The sequence below is a fragment of the Virgibacillus sp. Bac330 genome, from assembly GCF_003667845.1.
Taxonomy (GTDB): domain Bacteria; phylum Bacillota; class Bacilli; order Bacillales; family Amphibacillaceae; genus Virgibacillus; species Virgibacillus chiguensis.
The window spans coordinates 1399554-1420753 of record NZ_CP033048.1 but is presented as its reverse complement, the minus strand read 5'-3'; the positions used below and the strand labels follow the sequence as shown (position 1 = coordinate 1420753).

Genomic DNA, 21200 nt, shown 5'->3' with positions numbered 1-21200 from the left:
CTTATATTTTTTGAGCACAAACTAATAGGAGCTCGACGAAAATGTAAGCGCTCCATTTTTCAAAATTATACTAACCATTACTATGGCAGAATTCGAATATTTTTTCAATACTTTTCATTAAATTTATTACTATGTTTCAAAAGGATATTTTCTATTTTAGTTGCCATAATGTCAATGGCTACATGATTTTGTCCACCTTCTGGAATAATGATGTCAGCATAACGTTTACTCGGTTCAATAAATTGTAAGTGTGATGGTCTGACTTTATGAATATATTGCTCAATTACAGAATCTAATGTTCTTCCACGTTCTTTTATATCACGCATAAGCCTGCGAATAATTCGTAAGTCCGCATCTGTATCAACAAAAACTTTAATGTCCATTAAATCACGTAGCCGTGGATCTTCAAGAATTAATATCCCCTCTAAAATAATTACATCTTTTGGTTGTACTTGAATAACTTCTTGAGAGCGTGTATGCATCTTATAATCATAAACGGGCTTATCTATCGTCTCACCGCTTAATAATTTATGCATATGCTCAACTAATAGGTCATGGTCAAAAGCTAATGGATGATCGTAGTTGGTATTTAAGCGTTCTTCGAATGGGAGATGGCTTTGATCTTTATAATAATAGTCCTGTTCAATAACTAAAATGGTTTGCTCTAAAAAGCGCTGGCATATGGAGCGTGTAACAGAAGTTTTTCCACTTCCGCTTCCACCTGCTACCCCAATAACTACTGGTTGATGATGCATCGAATGGTTTCTCCCTTCTAACTCTGACTCTGTTTGCTACTAATTGCTACACCATCTCCTATAGGTACTATAGTCGTGGTAAACAATGGGTGTTGCATTAGCCAATGATTATATTCATTGATCTTTTCCACCATTTTTTTATATCTAGATGGAACGATACGTTCGTTGGCAACATATCCTCGGAATAAAACATTATCCGTAATGATAATACCTTCATTTGCTAGTAAGGGTGTAACAAGCTCAAAAAAACGACGGTACTGGCTTTTAGCAGCGTCGATAAATATTACATCAAAAAATGCTTCGTTTTGCAAGTTTTTTAGTACTTCTAAGGCATCCCCAGATAAGATTTTTATCTGCTGTTCAGCTTGGTGAGCACGAATATGCCCCTTGGCTTCTTGATATCTTTGCTCATCTTTTTCTATAGTTATAATTTCTGCATTAGGTTGTGCTTCCAGCATGCGTAAAGCAGAATAACCAATTGCTGTACCGATCTCTAATATCCGCTTAGGCTGTTTTAGACGAATGATTTGTTGTACAAAATGCATACTTACTACATCCATAATTGGCACATGATCATTTTTGGCTTTTTTTTCTAACCTTTCAATGGAAGCAGTTCGTTTTGGTATCATTTTTTCTAAGTAATGGCCACCATTGCTGTCGTTCATTACGATCCCCTCTACCTTCTACAAATTGCATTTATCCCCCTATCCATAAGACCGGGGGATAATATGCCTCAATTTATATGTTTTTGCTTGTTCTTATTATGTTGCTCTAATGTTTCAGCATAATAGATATTTCCATCTTTATCATGTAAGAAATATAAATTCTTCGATTTCTCAGGGTGAAGGGCGGCTTCAAGCGCGGTCTCGGAAAAATTACCAATCGGACCAACAGGAAGACCTTCTATATAATAAGTGTTATATGGTGATTCAATTTCTAAATCTTCATACAAAACTCGGTCTTTATGTTCCCCTTGCGCGTATAAAACAGTTGGATCTGTCTGAAGTTTCATCCCTTTTTCTAACCGATTAGCAAATACTCCTGCTATTTTCTTACGCTGGTCCTTGGCACCCGTTTCTTTTTCAATAACAGAGGCAAACGTTATAGCTTCGTGAACAGTATAATTTTGCTCATTGATGACATCTAAATAATCGGAAAGCACGCTTTCTGTCTTTTTTAGCATCTCATCGACAACTGCTTCAACACTAGGCTCTTCTTCAAAGAACTCATACGTTGCGGCAAATAGATACCCTTCTAGTGGTGAACGAATCTCTGGGTTCAAAATATCTTCTAGCAGTACAGATGGATAGCGTTCCATTAATGTCTGAATATAATCTGGATCATTCACTTTTTCTAAAAACTCTTTTTTGGAAAAAGGTAATTGTTCTGCATAAATTTCTGCTAACTCTTCTATCGTTTTTCCTTCAGGTATAGTAACCGTATAGACAGGTTCTGCCAATAATTTACCACTTTTTAATGAATCGACAATCTCACTTAGCTCCATATCTGGAGTAAATACATAATCTCCCGCTTGAAAGCTGGACTCATTATTAAATTTTAAGTAAAAGCGAAATATTAGTGCGTTCTTAATCACACCATTATCTTCCAATATATTAGCAATATTAGAGGATGAAGATCCAATTGGTATCGTTACCTTAATCTCTTCTTTACTGTCAGGATGAACAGGTTCTAATGCAGATTTCACATATAAGTAACCTGAAGCCCCCCCTATTACCAATATAATTAATAGCGTCATAATAATGATCGTTACAATTTTGCGAACCGTTTTAGCTTCTTCACTGCGAGCCTTGAGGTTGTCCTTAAATTTGCTGGTTTTGATCTGCTTGGACATATATCTTCCCTCCTCATCCGCTATATTATACTAAAATATGCTATTAGATGCCATTATTTTTGTATAAATATCCTTTGTTTAGATTTTTACAAAGGGATTTATGTCCAGCCTTCATCAATTTTCATTAGAAAAAACTTGGCTACCGGTAAGTCTTTATGGCATAAAACACCGTCCAATTTGTTGTTAACTATAAACCAATGAATGCTTTCTTTCCTATAGTGGCACAAAGGCGCAAGCGCCCGTTCAGCAACGTAGCGACTGGAACGAATCAACCTAAAGTTTTAGGAATCATGCTCCTGCAACAGGAGTATGCCGGCGCCCTCCTGCAAGCCCGTCTTTAGTCGGCCTTCCTATTTAGAACGAACCAATGATGACTTGTCGTAAGGCAATGGAGTGAAGTCGCCTAGTTGCTGGGCGCTGGAGCCGGACGTGGCTAAATAACTTAGTTAGTTTATCCACAGCTGCAAAATTTTTTAATTTCCTAGACAACAAAAAAGAGCTAATGTCAAAAATGACATTAGCTCAAAATTACTATACTAAAGCTTATTCTTCATTTTCCTGCTCTGCCAAGGTATTTAGCATCTCTTCTACCATTTCCCACTCATCGTCTGATTCGATTGGAAATAATGATAAATCATCCTCATCTTTTTCTTCATAGCGAAATGCGTACACTTCCACTTCTTCTTCCTCCGATTGCTCTACAGGTGTTACTGCAATGTAAGACTGATTCGTATCGTCCAAATCAAATGTAAACAATACCTCAAAAAGATGTTCTTCACCATTTTCATCTGGGATAATAATTCTTTCTTTTTCTTCTAATGCCATTATTCCACTCCTTTATTTTTGGTCAAGATAACCTTGCAAAATCATCACAGCAGCCATCTTATCAACGACCTTTTTTCGTTTTTTTCTACTAACATCTGCTTCTAACAATACTCTTTCTGCAGCAATTGTCGTTAAACGCTCATCCCAGAGTTCTGTTGGGATTTGAAACTTTTTTTCCATATGTTTTGCAAAAACAATGGAAGCTTCACCACGTTCACCAATCGTTCCATTCATATTTTTCGGAAATCCAATAATAGCCTTTCCAACTTCGTGCTCTGTTATAATTTCGCCCAAAGCGTCATCCGCTGAAGTTAAAACATTCTCATTCCATTTAATAGTTGTAATTCCTTGTGCAGTCCAACCTAAAGCGTCGCTAACAGCAACGCCAATCGTTTTGGATCCTACATCAAGCCCTAATATCTTCATTTATCTACCTGCCCTCTGTTGCTCTAAATAAAATTTAACCAGTTCTTCAATAACTTCGTCTCGTTCAATTTTACGAATTAGATTACGAGCGTCATTGTATCTTGGAATGTAGGCAGGGTCGCCGGACAGTAAATAGCCAACAATTTGATTAATTGGGTTGTACCCTTTTTCTTGGAGTGCTTCGTGTACTTTAAACAAAATCTCTTTCACATTCTCTTCAAACGGTTCCTCTGAAAAATTAAATTTCATTGTTTTATCAATTGAACTCATCATGACACCTCGATTTTGGAATCATTATCTTAGAACAAGAATTAACCGATATGCTTCTCTCCTACTATAGTAACATGTTTAGACAATGAATTATATCTTTTTTATATCCTAAATTATATATTAGTTTTGCTTCTCTTTAATATAAAGCTTTGCAGCATGTAGTGCTTGTTCAATTTTAGACGGGTCTTTTCCTCCAGCTTGTGCCATGTCAGGTCGGCCGCCTCCGCCTCCCCCACATGCTTGTGCTGCTTTTTTAATCAAATGTCCAGCATGATAGCCTTGTTCGATTAAATCTTTGGATACACCTGCTGCTAGCTGTACTTTATTATTATTTTCCATGGCTAATAGAATCATACCTGAATCAAGTTTTTGTTTTAATTCATCTACCATATTCCTTAATTGGTTCATATCTCGCACATCTACATGTTTTGCTAAAACACGAACTCCGTTTATTAAATCAGCCTCTTCCAGCATGCTGGCAGTTTCTTTGTTTGCTAATTTAGCTTGTAGAGATTCCGTTTCTTTTTGTAATTGTTTTATTTCATTATATAGTCCTTCAATTTTTTCAGGCACTGCTTCTTCTTTTGCTTTTACAAGTTGGGCCGCCTGTTGTAACACGTTTAATTTATTTGACATAAAATGATAAGCTTGCTTACTTGTTACTGCTTCTATACGACGTGTTCCAGCACCTATTCCACTTTCTGTTACAATTTTAAATAGGCCAATTTCAGCTGTATTAACAACGTGACAGCCACCACATAATTCAATACTATAGTCGCTAATTTGAACGACACGAACTACATCTCCATATTTTTCCCCAAAAAGGGCCGTTGCTCCCATCTTTTTCGCATCTTCCAGTTTTTCTGTTGTGGTTTCTAATGAAATAGCTTGCCATATTTTTTCATTTACAATCTGTTCAATTTGCTTTAGTTCTTGCTTAGATACGGCTTGGTAGTGAGAAAAATCAAAACGTAATCGTTCAGGTGCTACGAATGAACCAGCTTGGTTAACATGTTCTCCAACCACATCCTTTAAAGCTTGATGTAACAAATGAGTTGCCGTATGATTTTTAACAATAAACGATCTCTTCGATGCATCCACTGTCGCTGTAACCATCTCACCTACTGAAATACTACCCTTTTCAATGAATACTCGATGTATATGTTGTCCTTTTGGAGACTTTTGTACATCTTTTACAGATCCAAGCGCATATTCTGTACGAATCGTACCATGATCAGCAATTTGCCCCCCACTTTCTGCATAAAAAGGTGTTTGGTGTAAAAACAAGTACACTTCTTCTCCAGCATTTGCTTGCTCTACTTGTTCTTCCCCTTGGATGATTGCAGCAACAGTAGTATCCTGTTCTAAGTTGGAATAACCTACAAACTCGCTTAATACATCAATATTCGCTATCGCCCCTCCTTGCACCTGCATAGAATCGACTTTATGACGTGCTTTTCTTGCTCTTTCCCTTTGTTTTTCCATTTCTTCCTCAAAACCTGCTTCATCGATAGTAAACCCCTGTGCTTGAACATATTCTTCCGTTAGTTCTTTAGGAAAACCATAAGTATCATATAAACGGAACACTTCATAACCAGGGAAAATGGTACTACCTCGTTGTGTTTCACGATCCATAATAGTTGTTAATATATCTAGACCATCATGCAATGTTTCATGGAATTTCTGTTCTTCTGCTTTAATCATATCTTTAATGAATGCTTTCTTTTCCACTACTTGCGCGTAAAAGTCTTGCATGATTTCTGCCACTATATCAACAAGCTCATACATAAACGGTTTTTCAATGCCGATCTCTTTCGCAAAGCGTACTGCCCTACGAATGAGGCGACGTAACACATACCCTCTTCCTTCATTCGATGGGACCGCTCCATCGCCAATAGCAAAGCTGACTGTGCGTATATGATCAGCAATTACTTTAAAAGCCGTATCCCCTGATGAAGTCTCACCATATTTTACAGATGCTAAAGCTTCCGTTTTATTTATTATCGGCATAAATAGATCTGTTTCAAAATTGGTTGGAACATTTTGAATGACGGACACCATTCGTTCAAGACCTAACCCCGTATCAATATTCTTTTTTGGTAGCGGGGTATACGTATCATCTGGGTTATGATTGAATTGGGAGAATACAAGATTCCATATTTCTAAGTAACGATCGTTTTCTCCTCCTGGATACAACTCAGGGTCATTCGAGTTATTACCATATTTTTCACCACGATCATAAAATATTTCGGTGTTGGGACCACTTGGCCCCTCTCCAATATCCCAAAAATTTTCTTCAAGACGGATGATACGCTCTTTGGGTAATCCAATGGTGTGCAACCAAATATCATACGCTTCATCATCTTCGGGATGTACAGTGACGGATAAACGATCTTCTTCAAATCCAATCCACTTGTCACTTGTTAAAAATTCCCATGCCCATTCGATTGCTTCTTGCTTAAAATAATCACCTATCGAAAAGTTTCCGAGCATTTCAAAGAACGTATGATGTCGTGCAGTAAATCCTACATTTTCAATATCATTTGTACGAATTGATTTTTGAACATTAACAATTCGAGGGTTCTCTGGAATAACTCTACCATCAAAATATTTCTTTAATGTAGCGACACCACTATTAATCCATAGTAACGTTGGATCATCTATTGGCACAAGAGATGCACTTGGTTCCACTCGATGTCCTTTCTCCTTAAAAAAATCAAGAAACATTTGCCTCACTTCTGCTGACGTTAATTGCTTCATATAATTTTCCTCCTATACCATTATGTATGTTGGATCGAAGTTGTTCTGAGAAAACAATACATCTATTAAAAAACTTTACTTAATACTATTTTGGAAAATAAAAAGAAACATGTTTGTCTATTTAAATAGAAGAGATTAAAAAAATCCCCTCTCTGCACTTGCAGGGACGAGATTGATCGCGGTACCACCCTTATTATGAACACAACAGTATTCATCACTTGTTGTTGATAACGGTATACAAACCGGCGAGGATGAACCGCACTCCAGAACAGCTTTCCATGATGTGAACTTTAAGGGTTCTTGCAGCCTAAGGAACCCTTTCTCTACAAAGCATTAATCATGTACTCAGAACCTTCAACGCATTTTAATGATAAACCTTGTTAAGCGCAATTATAGAATAAGGCAGACATAAATGTCAACTAAGAGGTGCAGAGTCCCTTTCTTGCTTAGAAGTAGAATGATAATCCTTCCATATAAATAAATGCTTGATAATTACTTTTAAAATAGTCATTAATGGCACTGCGGTAATCATGCCAACGACACCAAACAACTGCCCACCTAGTAATAAAGCAAAAATGATGGCAGCCGGGTGAATATTAATACTTTTTCCAACAATATACGGGGAAAGTAAATTACTTTCTATCAACTGAATAATAAACACGGATAAAATGACAAAAACAACCATATTCCCTGAGATAGTAAAACCTATAGCTACTGCTGGGACCGCTCCAATAATAGGACCAAAATAAGGGATTAAATTTGTTATCCCCATAATGATGGCTAGTAGCAACGCAAAATCAAGTTGCAATAAAAATTTAAAAATAACAAAAGATGTCAGACTTACAAAGCCACAAACAATTAATTGCCCCCTAATATAATTGCCTAAACTGTCATCAATTGCATGCCAAATTTGGCTACATGGAGATCTAAACCTAGATGGAATTAGCTGTTTCCCGTACTTTTTTATTTTTTCATAGTCTTTTAAAAAATAAAAAACAAGTACAGGTATAACCGTTAAAAAGATGATGAGATCAAAGACCTTTGTAAACCCACTCATCAATCTTTCTAAGAGTTGATCGAGTGTGTTCTCCATTCGTAACAAGAATTGGTCAAATTTATCATGCACATTTTCCGGTAAAAAGGATGTATACTCATAAAATTGGTAAATCATTTTTTCATACATTTTCATTAACTGTGGAAACTGCTCATTTAAATCTCTCACTTGAACAACAACCATTGGATAAATACGATATATGAAATAGGCTGTTAAACCAAAAAAAAGCAGGTAAATAATTAAAACTGCCACTCCTTTAGGAATGTGGTACTTATGTATTGCCTGCACAACTGGGTATAATAGATAAGCAATTAAACATGAAATAACAAATGGAGCTGCTACATGCCAGAAAAGTAAAAATACTGCTTTATAGAAAGGAAACAATTTAATCATTAAGTAAAAAAACAGGAAGAGCAGAATGCCAATTAATAGAAAATAGAGGAAGTTCAAGCTTTGACGACTATTAAACATGGCTAACTTCCTCCAAAAGGTAGCGTGTAATCAAACCTTTAACTATTTCCATATAATCTTCTTTCTTCCTCATTAAATAAGTCATTGAGCGAACTTAATGATCCGTCTACTTCCACTTGATGTAAAAGCAGTGTATTATTTTCTACCGTCATCTCAACAAAACACGTCCAACAGTAGTATTGCCGAATTCCTATTTTACCAATATCTTTCCCATTACAATTCGGGCATCGCATGTCGTTAATACTCCTTCTGGTTTTCACTGAATACTAGTTATTTATCATGCTAACCCATTTCAAATAAAAATATACGTTTCTTCTTACATAAAGTCATAAGGGGAAAGATTAGAATCATCCTCTTCCAAATTTGCATGTATATTAGATTCATGAAGCACAGTTAGTTTTTCCATGAGCTGTTGTGTCAGTGTTGTATAGCGATGGATTTTATTTTTTGTCGCTACACCGTATAAAAAAGCTTCTTGCTCACCACAAATAATTAATGATTGTTTACTTCTTGTTATTGCGGTATATAATAGATTCTTTCTCAGCATGCGTTGATATGTCCAAGCAACAGGCATGATGACAATAGGAAACTCACTACCTTGTGATTTATGAATGGAAATACAATATGCCAACATAATATTACGGTAGTCTTTCCGCTCATAAACAACTTCACGATCTTCATAGGCAATGACGAGCTGTTCCTCTTGTTCCGTGTTCTCTTCTTCTCGAAATATAGCAACTACTTCTCCAATATCGCCATTATATACACCATCTTCGGGCTGGTTAACAAGCTGTATAACCTTATCACCTGTTCGAAAAATTGCTTCTTGTGTGCGAACTTCTCTTTTCTGGTCTGTCTTTGGGTTAATTACTTGTTGAAGCTCTTGATTTAATTTAGTAATTCCAGCTTCTGAACGGTACATAGGAGCAAGAACTTGAATATCTTTCACTTCAAATCCTTTCTCCAAAGCTTTCGTAAATATTTTAGTAATGACATGTCCCATTTGTGTTGTTCCGCATTGGATAAAGTTAAAATCATGATCTTTCCCTAAGTTTATCGGCTCATCTCTTTTTATTTCGTGAGCGAGTTGAATAACTTTTGAGCCTTCTTTTTGTCGATATACTTCCGTCAGCCTCACAAATGGTATTCGATTTGTCTTTAGCAAGTCTGCTAAGACTTGCCCTGGTCCAACAGAAGGTAATTGGTCTTCATCCCCTACAATTAATACTTGCATATCATCTGGGATAGCTTTAAAAAGATGATTAGCTAACCAAATATCTACCATAGAAAATTCATCTATAATAATAAATTTACCACTTAGTTGTTCATGCTCATTTTTTTCAAAGGTTTGGTTTCCATCCCATCCTAATAAGCGGTGTACAGTCATCGCTGGTAGCCCCGTAGATTCATTTAATCGTTTTGCAGCTCTTCCTGTTGGTGCAGTTAAAACGAATGGAAAGTCACTTTTATATTCGTAATCTTTTGGCTGTAAAGATAACTCATGAATATTGGCATACGCTTTTAGAATACCTTTTATAACAGTCGTTTTACCTGTTCCTGGACCGCCCGTTAGAATCATAACCTTTGCATGAATAGCTTGGTCAATCGCTGTAAACTGTTCTTTTCCATAGGATAAAATTTCTTCTTCTTCAATACTGCCAATAATTTTCATAAGCTCAGCTATCGGTGTTTGATGCTCGATTGGTTTTTGTAAAATGCGCTTTAATTGAGAACTAAATCCATCCTCCGCATAGTAGAGAGAAGGTAAGTAGACATTGCCATCTTGGAGAATTACTTGTTTATCTTTATTTAAAGCTGTTAAAGTTTCTATTACCATTGCTTCCGTTAATTCTTTCGTGTTTAATAGCGAACAAATAGATGAAATGCAAACATCCATTGGCAAATAAACATGTCCCTCTTGAATAGAAGTTTGCAAAATATAGATGCAACCTGCTCCTATACGAGTCGGATGAGTAGCTGGAAGCCCCATTTGTCTAGCTATTTCATCGGCAGTTCGAAAGCCAAACCCATCAATATCAAACACAAACTGATACGGGTCAGCTTCTAATAATTGAACTGCTTCATCTTTATAATTTTGATAAATTTTTTGTGCCATTTTCAAACCAATATTATATTGTGCTAAATAGACAGCAACATGTTCAAAGCCTTGATTTTCTTGTAAAGTAACACGTAATTGATCGGCTGCTTTCTTCTTTAGTCCAGCTATAGCATTCAATGCTTCAGGATCATCAATAATTTTAGAAATTGCATTTTCACCTAATTGCTCCACAATCTTGGCTGCTGTTTTTTTTCCAATCCCATAGAATAGATCGCTGGATAAATAAGCTACTAAACCATCCTTCGTATCTGGAATAAATGTTTTATATGAAGTTACTTTATACTGAGTGCCAAATCGCGGATGTTTATCAAATACCCCAAAGAAATAATAGCTAGTTTCCGGCTGCAAATTATAAAAATAACCCTTTATGACAATTGTTTTCTCCTCAAGTGTTTCATTTGTATCTAACACCTTAATTTTAGCAATCGAAAAATGCTCCACTTCGTTTGTGAAAATCAAGTGAAGGAGTTCACCCCGAATATAGCTTTCATTCTCGGCTGGCTGTTTGATCTGTTCCATCCAAAACACTCCATCTTCTTCCTATGATTCATGAAGGTAGGCTTGTACATTCTTGCGACCATTGGCAGCTAAAATATGGTCAGGCTGAATGCGCAATGCTTCCTCAAAATAGTTCAACGCTCTTTCTACCTGTTCTCTAAATAAAGCTATGACGCCTAAATTATAATATGCATCACTATGTTTTTGATTCAACTGAAGAACCTTATGAAAAATTTCCTCCGCTTCTTTTACATGCTCACATTGGGCAAGACTTAATCCATATTGGAAGAGGAATTCTTCTTCCTTTGTATTCAGTTCAGCAGCTCGCAATAAATATGGTAATGCTAATTTATGATAACCCTGTTGTTGAAATGTCATCCCTAATAAATAATAAACATCTGCTTCCTTTAATCCTAGGTCTATCGCTTGCTGTAAATGGTTTTGCGCTTTCGTGTATAGCAACTGCTCATAAAACAAATTTCCTAAACCGTAGTGAGCAGTTGCTGCTTGTGGATCTAATTCAATCGCTTTGGCAAAGAAACGTTGTGCTCGCTCTGTATCTTGCATATGCAAAAGTAGATTCCCAAAATTAGTATACCCTACGGGGTTCTCTGGGTATTCTTCTATAAATTCTGCAAATAATGACGCAGCCTCTTCCAACTCGTTATTCTGCATTGCTTGTATCGCTAGTTTTAACTTGTTCTCCATTGTAAAAACTCCTTGTTAACCTACATAATCAAGTTGGCATTCACGCTTAAAAATTTTATCAATTGTACCGCCCCCAAGACATATTTCTCCATCATAAAAAACGACAGCTTGCCCAGGAGTAATAGCACGTTGGCTTTCTTTAAAAACAACATGAACTTGATTATTATCCAACAATGTTACCGTTACTGGACTATCATCTTGACGATAGCGAAATTTTGCAGTACAAGTAAACACCTCGTTTATTTTATCCGATTGGATCCAATTTACATCTGTTGCAGTCAGAGCATCAGAAAACAGCTTTTTATTACTATACCCTTGCTCTACGTATAATATATTTTTGGCTATATTTTTTCCAACTACAAACCACGGGTCACCTGCACCACCAATACCAAGACCTTGCCGCTGTCCTATTGTATAGTACATTAAACCATCATGGCGTCCTTTCACTACGCCATCTAACGTTTGCATTTCTCCAGGCTGAGCAGGTAAGTATTCACTTAAAAATGCTTTGAAGTTCCGTTCTCCAATAAAGCATATACCTGTACTATCTTTCTTCGTTGCCGTTGCAAGGTCATTTTCTTTAGCTATTTTCCGTACCTCTGATTTCGGTAAATGACCAAGCGGAAACATAACTTTTGATAGCACATCTTCTGTTAGTTGATTCAGAAAATACGTTTGGTCTTTATTGTCATCTATACCACGCAACAATTCAAAGCGCCCTTTCTGTTCACGAACTCTGGCATAATGACCAGTTGCAACATAATCAGCACCTAATGACAATGCATGGTCCATAAACGCCTTAAATTTTATTTCTTTATTACACATCACATCAGGGTTAGGTGTTCTACCTGCTTTATATTCATCTAAAAAATAGGTAAACACTTTATCCCAATATTGTTTTTCAAAATTAACGGCATAATAAGGAATATCTAATTGGTTACATACTCGGACAACATCTTCAAAATCCTCTGTGGCGGTACAAACACCAAATTCATCTGTATCATCCCAATTTTTCATAAAAATCCCCACTACATCATAACCTTGTTGCTTTAACAATAAAGCTGCTACCGAAGAATCTACACCTCCACTCATACCTATAACTACTCTTGTATCATGATTCATTGTAATCATCCTTTTACTAATTAAATAACATTTTTCTTAATACATGTTGTATTGCTGACCTTTACCTTATAGACTGAGTCAGTCTCGTAACGCTCCTAGCTACTCTTTTAGTAGCAGTCTGAATGTTTTCTGGAGTATTAGCTAGGCCAAAACTAAATCGAACCGAATTTGTCGTGTGTTCATCCCCTGAACCGTACATCGCTGTTAACACATGTGAGGGTTCTACAGACCCTGCCGTACACGCACTACCACTAGATGCAGCAACACCATCGAGGTCTAAATTAGTTAAGAGTGCTTCTACAGCCGTGTTTGGAAAGCTAATATTTACAATCGAAGCGACTGTATTCTGTTCGTCACCATTTATTTGAAAGGCAATGTCTTGTTCCTGTAAGCCGTTGATAAATTGCTGTTTAAGAGCTTGGTATTGTTCCACTCGCTCAATTCTATGTTCTACTGCTAATTCAACAGCCTTTTCAAAGCCTACGATTCGAGCAACATCTTCTGTTCCTGCACGCCGTTTTCTTTCTTGCTCTCCACCATATTGCAAGGATTGTAACTGTACGTCTTTATTCGTATATAACAAACCGATGCCTTTTGGACCGTTAATTTTATGGGCAGATACAGTTAGTAAATCAACACCTAATTCACGAACATCAATAGCAAGTAAACCAAAAGCTTGCACAGCGTCCGTATGCAAGTAGGCTTGATGATGCTGCATTTGTTCAGCAATTTCTTGAATGGGTTGGATTATGCCTGTTTCATTATTTACATACATTACGGAAACGAGAATAGTTTCGCTTGTCAATGCATCCATGACATCCTCAACCGCAATTTTCCCTTGTCTGTCTACAGGTACATAGGTGACACGAAAACCTTCTTTTTCCAAAGCTTCCGCAGTGTGTAATACCGCATGATGTTCCTGAGCAGTTACAATAATATGATTTCCTTTGTCTCTATTAGCTCTAGCTACGCCAACTAAGGCTAAATTATCCGCTTCTGTTCCTCCACTTGTAAAAATAATTTCTTTTTCGTTAGCGCCCATACGTTTAGCAATATGGGATCTAGCGCTATCTACAAGTTGTCGCGCTTTTCTTCCAAAAGCATGCACGCTGGATGGATTCCCAAAAGTCTCTTTTTCTACTTCACACATGCGTTTTAATACTTGTGGATGAACGGGTGTCGTTGCCGCGTGATCCAAATATATATGTTCCAAGAAAATCTACCCTTCCTAAAATTAAATATAAAACATATAAGCATCTTGTGGTTCATCATCATTATGCTCAGCTAAATCTTTTAACGTCGTCGTGTCTAATACGTCTTTAACTGCATCACGGATTCTTCGCCACAAAGCTTGCTTTGCTGGTTCTTCATTTTCTATTCCTTCTACGGGCGTAATCGGGCCTTCTAATACACGAATGATGTCACCAGCTTTTATATCCATTGGTTCCTTAGCTAATACATAACCACCATATGCACCGCGAATACTCCGAATTAAGCCGGCATTTCGTAATGGTGAGGCTAGTTGCTCTAAATAATGCTCTGATAATTGATTTTCCTTCGCTATTTGTTTCAGAGAAATAGGACCTTTGCCATGACATTTTGCTAGATGTATCATAAGAGTAAGACCATATCTTCCTTTGGTTGAAATTTTCATATATAACACCTCAATTAAAATAACGTTCCACACTTTCTCATACATGTTATTATAGCATGGAATACAAAAGTATTGCATACGATGCATTTCATTCGTATGTGTATTACAATGTCAAGTTAGATAAGTAATTTATTATTATATTATAAAGGGCGGTATAAATGAAACAAAAACCACTTGCATTTCAAATGAGACCTGAACATATTGATGAAATTATTGGTCAAGAGCATTTAGTTGGCGAAGGGAAAATTATTCGTCGGATGGTAACTGCTAAGCGACTTGCATCCATGATATTATTTGGACCGCCTGGTACGGGAAAAACATCCATGGCAATAGCCTTGGCAAAAAGCTTAGCAATGCCAGTAAAAACATTAAATGCAGTAACAGATAAAAAAAGAGACATGGAAATTGTTGTGGAAGAAGCAAAAATGACAGGACAATTGGTACTCATTTTAGACGAAGTACATCGTTTAGATAAAGCGAAGCAAGATTTTTTGCTCCCACATCTTGAGAGTAATTTAGTAATTATGATTGGTTGTACAACAAGCAATCCTTATCACTCCATTAATCCTGCGATTCGCAGCAGATGTCATCTGTTTGAATTGCATCGACTAACAACGGAGCATGTCAAGCAAGCAATTCAACGAGCATTAAAAGATGAAGTAAACGGCTACGGCAGCTCGTCCATTTACATTTCTGAGAAAGCATTAGATCATTTTGCGTTTAGTGCTAACGGAGATCTGCGTGCAGCATTAAATGGGTTGGAGCTAGCAGTAGCATCCACACCAGAGAATGAGGAGAAACAAATTTCTATCACCTTAACAACAGCGGAAGAGTGTATGCAGAAAAAGAGCTTTTCACATGATAAAAATGGTGATGCACATTATGATGTGCTTTCTGCTTTTCAAAAATCCATTCGTGGAAGCGATGTTGACGCTGCACTTCATTATTTAGCCAGATTAGTCGGAGCTGGTGATTTAGAAAGTATCGGGCGGAGAATGGTTGTAACTGCGTATGAAGATATTGGATTAGCCAATCCACAAGCAGGACCACGGACGTTAACAGCTGTACAAGCTGCGGAAAGGCTGGGCTTTCCAGAAGCTAGAATCCCATTAGCTGTTGCAATTATTGAACTTTGTTTATCTCCAAAATCCAATTCAGCCTATAAAGCTTTAGACAAAGCTTTACAAGATGTACGCAGCGGAAAAGGCGGAGAAGTTCCTGCCCATATTAAAGATGCTCATTACGCTGGTGCACAAACATTAGGAAGAGGAACACAGTATCAGTATCCACACGACCATGAGAGTGGTTGGGTAAGGCAACAATATTTACCTGAGGCAATCAAACATAAGCAATACTATGAACCTAAAGCTACAGGAAAATTTGAACAAGCTATGAAACAAGTTTATGAGAGAATAAAGAAAGATTAGAAAAACTTGGCTTGTCGCCAAGTATTATGGTGAAAGCTATTATTTTTTTATACGATAAACCCTAAAATTTATACTTTCTTTTAGTATAAATAAAATTTCAGGTATAAGTTGAAACTTCTTTGGTAACAATAAAAGCAAATATGATCTTGTATACTATTTTTCTCAAACTTTGGTTGTTATTAGAAAACATGACGCTTCACCAATTTTGACGGGAAAGCTATTGTTTTTCTTAATATGATAAAACCTAACAGTTTATATTTTGTTACAGTAAAAAAGGAGTGGAAACAAAATGGCTAAGGTCAGACAAGATGCATGGTCACATGAAGATGATCTATTATTGGCAGAAACCGTCTTACGTCACATTAGAGAAGGAAGTACGCAACTGAATGCTTTTGAAGAGGTTGGAGATAAATTAAATCGTACTTCTGCCGCTTGTGGGTTTCGTTGGAATGCAGAAATACGCAATAAGTATGTAAATGCTATTGATCTCGCAAAACGCCAACGAAAAGAAAAGAAACGGGCTATGGCTAGAGCAGAAAAAGCAGAACATAAACCAACCCTTGTAGCTTCATCAGCTGCAAAACATCAAGAGGCGGAGCAATTTCAAACATCAACTGAAACTCCTATAAACGCCAATTCTTTCAATTCTCACATAACAATGGATGAGGTCATTCATTTTTTAAGAGAATTAGAAAAGCAATCGTTACATTCAAATCAATCACAAGCATCACTTGAACACGTTCAAAAAGAAAAAGAAGAATTACAGAAACAAGTAGATAGATTGACTCAAGAATTAAAACAAACAAAATCGCAATTAGCGACGATGCAGGAGGACTATCAAGCATTTATTCAAATTATGGATAGGGCGAGAAAAATGACTGTGTTAGAAGATCAAGATATGAGGACTGCACCAGCATTCCGAATGGATAAAAATGGGAATTTGCAACAATTAGCGCAAGGATCTAATTGAATGTATGCAAGAACTGAAAAACCTACATTACTAAAGGAAAATTCCTTTAAGCAATGTAGGCTTTTTTATCTCCCGATCGTGCCGTCCAGTATAAAGTTTTAATCCCGCTCATGGCAGGTGGGTGCTCTGTTCTACATATATTGTGCTTCCTGTAAGTAAGGCGTGCACGCAACATAGAAACCAACAAGCTCCCTTTTATAAAGGTGTTCGGTCAAAACGCTTTTTCATGGACGAACACATCAGGATCGACTTTATTGTAAATTTATTTTAACATGTCGCTTCTGTAAAAATCAATCCTTTAGCTACACTTTACTTCTATTCCTAAAAAAACATCTGCAAATATCCGCGTGCCATTTGTAGCTTCTAGTTTTATCTACATAATAAAGATATCTTAGAAAAACTTAGCTTATCGCCAAGTCTTTGTTTTTCATATACGATAAACACAAAACTAATACTCCCCCATAGTGTTAGAAAGTGTTGCACGCTTTCCCCACCAAGTACTAGTTGCAAGATGGTACAAATGCTTCATGTATTCATTCGTTTTTTTATTAAAACTATTTATCTTGATTTTGAGATTTGAGTTGAATAGACAGTTCATCTAATTGACTTGGGTCCACTTCGCTCGGTGCATTTGTTAATAGATCGGAAGCAGAAGCTGTTTTCGGAAATAGAATCGTGTCTCGTAAATTCGTTCTACCAGCTAAAAGCATGACAATTCGATCAAGCCCCAAGGCTACGCCGCCATGTGGTGGAGCGCCATATTCTAAAGCTTCTAATAGAAAACCAAACTGTTCTTGTGCGTCCGCTTCAGAAAAGCCTAACACCTTAAACATTTTCTTTTGCAACTCTACTTGATGAATACGAACAGACCCGCCGCCTAATTCGTAGCCATTCAAGACTAAATCATATGCATTTGCTCTGACATTTTCCGGCTCTGTAGCAAGCTTTTCTATGTCCGATTCAATTGGTGAAGTAAACGGATGGTGCGCTGCAAAATACCTTCCTTGCTCTTCATCATATTCTAATAACGGCCAATCCGTCACCCATAGAAAATGATAAGCAGTGTTGTCTATCAAATGTAACTCTTTTCCTAATTTTAAACGAAGAGCGCCTAAGCTATCGTAAACAACATTGGTTTTATCTGCCACAAATAATAACAAATCGCCATCTTCCGCTTGTGCTTTTTCCATTAAACCTGCTTTTTCTTCTTCAGAAATAAATTTGGCAATCGGTCCTTTTAATTCTTCTCCTTCCACTTTAAGCCATGCAAGACCTTTAGCACCATACACTTTAACAAACTCCGTAAGTTTATCAATATCTTTGCGTGAATATGTCTTTGCCTGTTGTTTTACATTCAACAAAGCTACTAAACCGCCTGATTCAATAGCGCTTTGAAATACTTTAAAGCCCGATTTCTTCACAATCTCTCCAACATGAATTAATTCCATTCCAAAACGAGTATCTGGTTTATCAGAACCATATCGTGCCATTGCCTCATCATACGGCATGCGTTTTAACGGAAGGGAGATGTCTATTCCTTTCACTTCTTTCATAACAAATTGCATCATTTCTTCTGTTAACTGCATGATTTCATCGCTTGTTAAGAATGATGTTTCCACATCAATTTGTGTAAATTCAGGCTGGCGATCTGCTCGTAAATCTTCATCACGAAAACAACGAGCAATTTGGTAATACTTTTCAAATCCCCCCATCATAATCAACTGTTTAAACAATTGAGGCGACTGTGGTAAAGCATAAAACTCACCTTGGTGCACACGACTTGGAACAAGATAATCCCTCGCTCCTTCTGGTGTACTTTTAGTTAAAATAGGTGTTTCCATCTCTAAAAACTGCTGTTCGTTTAAATAGTGGCGAACAGCCTGTGTAATGTGATGCCTTAACTTAAACGTTTCTTGCAATGGCTGTCTGCGCAAATCAAGATAACGATAAGATAATCGTAAATCTTCGGATACTTCTGCTTTATCTTGAATCGCAAAAGGTGGTGTTTTCGCTTTGTTTAAAATCGTAATCGCAGAAACGATCACTTCAATTTTCCCTGTTTTCATAGTAGGATTAACCGTTGAGGAATCACGTTTTACAACGGTTCCCTCTACTTCAACTACATATTCACTGCGAATATTTTCAGCTATCTCTAACGCTCTTTGTGAATGATCTGGGTTAAATACAATTTGCACAACACCAGAAGCATCACGTAAATCGATAAATATTAAGCCTCCTAAATCGCGGCGCTTTTGTACCCAACCTCTTAAAAGGACAGATTCTTTTACCCTAGCTTCACTTAGTGAACCAGCCATTACACGTTGCTGCTTACTCATGTTCTCTTCCTCCTACACACTTTTCCTTCATTACATCAATTATTTGATCTTTAGCGACCGTTGCTTGCTCTCCTGTACTCATTTCTTTTACCGTAATCGTCTGTTCTTCAAGCTCATTTTCTCCAATAATTAATACATATTTAGCTGCATAACGGTCAGCTGCTTTGAATTGCCCCTTCATTTTTCTTCCTAAATAGTCCTTATCTGCCTGCACACCATGCTTTCGCAGTTTAGAAACGAGCATTACGGCCTCTTTTTGTGCTTGTTCATCCACTGCTACGACATAAGCTTCCAATGAACGGTCGACAGGGATAACTTGATTTTCAGCTTCTAATGCCATAAGCAATCGTTCAAGACCCATTGCAAATCCGATTCCAGGCGTGTTTGGCCCTCCTAATTCCTCCACTAAGCCATTGTATCTACCACCACCTGCTAGAGTTGTAATCGCACCGAATCCGTCTGCTTCACTCATGATTTCAAATGCCGTATGGTTGTAATAATCTAGACCGCGAACCAAGTTTTTATCTATTTCATAGGAAATTCCAATATTATCCAAATGGTCTTTAACTTGTTCAAAATACGCTTCAGACTCCTCATTTAAATAATCTAAAATAGACGGAGCAGTTTGCATTGCTGGATGATCCCGATCTTGTTTACAATCTAGTACACGTAACGGATTGTTTTGTAGACGCGTTTGGCAATCAGAGCAGAGTTCATGCTTATGCGGCGTAAAGTGCGCGATAAGCGCTTGTCTATGATTTTCTCTACTTTCTTTATCTCCGAGTGAATTAATTACTAATTTTAAAGATGTTAAGCCCATTTCTTGATAGCAGGTCATTGCTAAATCAATAACTTCTGCATCGACAGCTGGGTCTGCACTACCCAATACTTCTACTCCAAATTGATTTAATTGTCGCATCCTCCCTTTTTGTGGCCGTTCATATCGGAACATTTCTGCAAAGTAATAAAGTTTTGTTGGTTGGTTTGCCAAGCCGTGCAGTTTATGCTCTACAAAAGAACGAACGACAGGAGCTGTTCCCTCTGGTCGTAAAGTAATACTCCTCCCACCTCGATCTTCAAAAGTGTACATTTCTTTTTGAACAATATCTGTTGTATTACCGACCCCACGTTGAAACACTTCCGTATGTTCAAATACAGGTGTACGAATTTCTTCATAATGAAATTTGTTACATACCTGTTTAATTGTTTCTTCTACCCACTGCCATTTTTTTGCATCTTCAGGCAGTATGTCAGTCGTACCTCGTGGCGCTTTATAGCTCATTTTGTTAACCTCCTACTAGTCATTGTATAACTTGTTTTTTAAATAAGGTGTAGAACTTAAAATCATATCGATATGATTGATAATGGGTTTTTCCCGGATATAAGTAAAAACGCTGTAAGACTCGCTCTTCAAGACTTGGAAGGTGTGAGTTGGGCAAGCCTAAGCGGGAAGATAGCAACGCCTAAATACCTGTTTTTTCATTTAAACAATTCCTATTGGATAAAAGAAAACCCTCCCTAATTGAAGCACTTTATGTAAAAGCTATCGTTTTTTACTATCAACCATATAACTATAATAATATAAAAAACTCCCGTCCCTCATTATTTTTCAATAAATAAGGGACGAGAGTTTAACCCGCGTTGCCACCCTAGTTGATGTATATAACACCCGCTTTATGCAGTTAACGCCTGCGATACGTTTATACCTACTAAAATTCGATATAAAACCTCTGGAGCGTCTTTCATTGGGCGAATATGTAAAATGCTTCCAGCCATTGGCATTTTTTCTCTGGTCAATTCGGCAACCAACTACTGTTTCCGTCATCGGTTCATTTACAAATATAATTTGTTTCATACGAACAAGAAATTATCGCTTTATAATAAAAGTCACAAAACCTACATTATAAAGATTAGTTTAAGTAGACAATCGTATTTGATTAAAGTACTACATCT

At 37.0% G+C, this 21200-nt stretch carries 18 protein-coding genes, 1 other RNA gene and 1 other annotated feature; of the genes, 2 read left to right on the top strand and 17 right to left on the bottom strand.

The window, feature by feature from the left end; genetic code table 11:
* Positions 1–104: 104 nt before the first annotated feature.
* The 14 genes from udk to cymR form a co-directional block, all read right to left on the bottom strand.
* Positions 105–755, bottom strand: coding sequence for a uridine kinase (udk, locus tag D9780_RS06485; protein WP_073004563.1), 651 nt, complete (start codon positions 753–755; stop codon positions 105–107).
* Between the two features lie 17 nt (positions 756–772).
* On the bottom strand, positions 773–1420 hold the full coding sequence (locus D9780_RS06480; protein WP_121639659.1) for an O-methyltransferase: 648 nt from the start codon (positions 1418–1420) through the stop codon (positions 773–775).
* Positions 1421–1488: 68 nt separating this feature from the next.
* Complete coding sequence (gene mltG / locus D9780_RS06475) at positions 1489–2607, bottom strand: endolytic transglycosylase MltG (RefSeq protein WP_121639658.1); 1119 nt, start codon at positions 2605–2607, stop codon at positions 1489–1491.
* A gap of 543 nt (positions 2608–3150) precedes the next feature.
* Positions 3151–3432: a DUF1292 domain-containing protein gene (locus tag D9780_RS06470; RefSeq protein ID WP_073004569.1), complete on the bottom strand. Its 282-nt coding sequence runs from the start codon at positions 3430–3432 to the stop codon at positions 3151–3153.
* Between the two features lie 12 nt (positions 3433–3444).
* On the bottom strand, positions 3445–3858 hold the full coding sequence (gene ruvX / locus D9780_RS06465) for a Holliday junction resolvase RuvX (protein ID WP_121639657.1): 414 nt from the start codon (positions 3856–3858) through the stop codon (positions 3445–3447).
* Positions 3859–4128, bottom strand: a complete 270-nt coding sequence (locus D9780_RS06460; RefSeq protein WP_073004573.1) for an IreB family regulatory phosphoprotein — start codon at positions 4126–4128, stop codon at positions 3859–3861.
* Between the two features lie 120 nt (positions 4129–4248).
* A complete protein-coding gene (gene alaS / locus D9780_RS06455; RefSeq protein WP_121639656.1) occupies positions 4249–6888 on the bottom strand; it encodes an alanine--tRNA ligase in 2640 nt (879 codons plus the stop codon).
* Positions 6889–7303: 415 nt separating this feature from the next.
* The gene (locus D9780_RS06450) at positions 7304–8413 is read right to left on the bottom strand and encodes an AI-2E family transporter (RefSeq protein WP_121639655.1); all 1110 of its coding nucleotides are present in this window, start codon (positions 8411–8413) and stop codon (positions 7304–7306) included.
* A gap of 38 nt (positions 8414–8451) precedes the next feature.
* Complete coding sequence (locus D9780_RS06445; RefSeq protein WP_073004579.1) at positions 8452–8646, bottom strand: hypothetical protein; 195 nt, start codon at positions 8644–8646, stop codon at positions 8452–8454.
* A gap of 83 nt (positions 8647–8729) precedes the next feature.
* On the bottom strand, positions 8730–11051 hold the full coding sequence (locus D9780_RS06440) for an SF1B family DNA helicase RecD2 (protein WP_121639654.1): 2322 nt from the start codon (positions 11049–11051) through the stop codon (positions 8730–8732).
* Positions 11052–11072: 21 nt separating this feature from the next.
* Positions 11073–11738, bottom strand: a complete 666-nt coding sequence (locus tag D9780_RS06435) for a tetratricopeptide repeat protein (RefSeq protein ID WP_121639653.1) — start codon at positions 11736–11738, stop codon at positions 11073–11075.
* A gap of 15 nt (positions 11739–11753) precedes the next feature.
* Complete coding sequence (gene mnmA, locus D9780_RS06430) at positions 11754–12860, bottom strand: tRNA 2-thiouridine(34) synthase MnmA (RefSeq protein ID WP_073004589.1); 1107 nt, start codon at positions 12858–12860, stop codon at positions 11754–11756.
* Positions 12861–12921: 61 nt separating this feature from the next.
* The gene (locus D9780_RS06425) at positions 12922–14073 is read right to left on the bottom strand and encodes a cysteine desulfurase family protein (protein WP_121639652.1); all 1152 of its coding nucleotides are present in this window, start codon (positions 14071–14073) and stop codon (positions 12922–12924) included.
* 21 nt (positions 14074–14094) lie between these two features.
* The gene (gene cymR, locus D9780_RS06420) at positions 14095–14514 is read right to left on the bottom strand and encodes a cysteine metabolism transcriptional regulator CymR (protein ID WP_073004592.1); all 420 of its coding nucleotides are present in this window, start codon (positions 14512–14514) and stop codon (positions 14095–14097) included.
* A gap of 158 nt (positions 14515–14672) precedes the next feature.
* On the opposite strand from cymR, the gene D9780_RS06415 reads away from it, so the two are divergent.
* Positions 14673–15941: a replication-associated recombination protein A gene (locus D9780_RS06415; protein ID WP_121639651.1), complete on the top strand. Its 1269-nt coding sequence runs from the start codon at positions 14673–14675 to the stop codon at positions 15939–15941.
* A gap of 289 nt (positions 15942–16230) precedes the next feature.
* Positions 16231–16911 (top strand): RsfA family transcriptional regulator, encoded by a 681-nt coding sequence (locus D9780_RS06410; RefSeq protein ID WP_073004596.1) that lies wholly within the window; start codon positions 16231–16233, stop codon positions 16909–16911.
* A gap of 65 nt (positions 16912–16976) precedes the next feature.
* Here D9780_RS06410 and ssrS read toward each other — a convergent pair.
* The 3 genes from ssrS to hisS all read right to left on the bottom strand — a co-directional run bounded on the left by ssrS (position 16977) and on the right by hisS (position 20529).
* Positions 16977–17160, bottom strand: a non-coding RNA gene (ssrS, locus tag D9780_RS06405) — 6S RNA.
* 305 nt (positions 17161–17465) lie between these two features.
* The gene (aspS, locus tag D9780_RS06400) at positions 17466–19247 is read right to left on the bottom strand and encodes an aspartate--tRNA ligase (protein WP_121639650.1); all 1782 of its coding nucleotides are present in this window, start codon (positions 19245–19247) and stop codon (positions 17466–17468) included.
* Entirely contained in the window at positions 19240–20529 is a 1290-nt protein-coding gene (gene hisS / locus D9780_RS06395) for a histidine--tRNA ligase (protein WP_121639649.1), read from the bottom strand. The genes aspS and hisS overlap by 8 nt, the downstream gene beginning before the upstream one ends.
* A gap of 334 nt (positions 20530–20863) precedes the next feature.
* Positions 20864–21081, bottom strand: a binding site (T-box leader).
* Positions 21082–21200 lie beyond the last annotated feature (119 nt).

Bases quoted from the DNA above. Each gene is read 5' to 3' on its own strand.
- udk (WP_073004563.1), bottom strand. From the start codon at position 755: ATGCATCATCAACCAGTAGTTATTGGGGTAGCAGGTGGAAGCGGAAGT.
- D9780_RS06480 (WP_121639659.1), bottom strand. From the start codon at position 1,420: ATGAACGACAGCAATGGTGGCCATTACTTAGAAAAAATGATACCAAAA.
- mltG (WP_121639658.1), bottom strand. From the start codon at position 2,607: ATGTCCAAGCAGATCAAAACCAGCAAATTTAAGGACAACCTCAAGGCT.
- D9780_RS06470 (WP_073004569.1), bottom strand. From the start codon at position 3,432: ATGGCATTAGAAGAAAAAGAAAGAATTATTATCCCAGATGAAAATGGT.
- ruvX (WP_121639657.1), bottom strand. From the start codon at position 3,858: ATGAAGATATTAGGGCTTGATGTAGGATCCAAAACGATTGGCGTTGCT.
- D9780_RS06460 (WP_073004573.1), bottom strand. From the start codon at position 4,128: ATGAGTTCAATTGATAAAACAATGAAATTTAATTTTTCAGAGGAACCG.
- alaS (WP_121639656.1), bottom strand. From the start codon at position 6,888: ATGAAGCAATTAACGTCAGCAGAAGTGAGGCAAATGTTTCTTGATTTT.
- D9780_RS06450 (WP_121639655.1), bottom strand. From the start codon at position 8,413: ATGTTTAATAGTCGTCAAAGCTTGAACTTCCTCTATTTTCTATTAATT.
- D9780_RS06445 (WP_073004579.1), bottom strand. From the start codon at position 8,646: ATGCGATGCCCGAATTGTAATGGGAAAGATATTGGTAAAATAGGAATT.
- D9780_RS06440 (WP_121639654.1), bottom strand. From the start codon at position 11,051: ATGGAACAGATCAAACAGCCAGCCGAGAATGAAAGCTATATTCGGGGT.
- D9780_RS06435 (WP_121639653.1), bottom strand. From the start codon at position 11,738: ATGGAGAACAAGTTAAAACTAGCGATACAAGCAATGCAGAATAACGAG.
- mnmA (WP_073004589.1), bottom strand. From the start codon at position 12,860: ATGAATCATGATACAAGAGTAGTTATAGGTATGAGTGGAGGTGTAGAT.
- cymR (WP_073004592.1), bottom strand. From the start codon at position 14,514: ATGAAAATTTCAACCAAAGGAAGATATGGTCTTACTCTTATGATACAT.
- D9780_RS06415 (WP_121639651.1), top strand. From the start codon at position 14,673: ATGAAACAAAAACCACTTGCATTTCAAATGAGACCTGAACATATTGAT.
- D9780_RS06410 (WP_073004596.1), top strand. From the start codon at position 16,231: ATGGCTAAGGTCAGACAAGATGCATGGTCACATGAAGATGATCTATTA.
- aspS (WP_121639650.1), bottom strand. From the start codon at position 19,247: ATGAGTAAGCAGCAACGTGTAATGGCTGGTTCACTAAGTGAAGCTAGG.
- hisS (WP_121639649.1), bottom strand. From the start codon at position 20,529: ATGAGCTATAAAGCGCCACGAGGTACGACTGACATACTGCCTGAAGAT.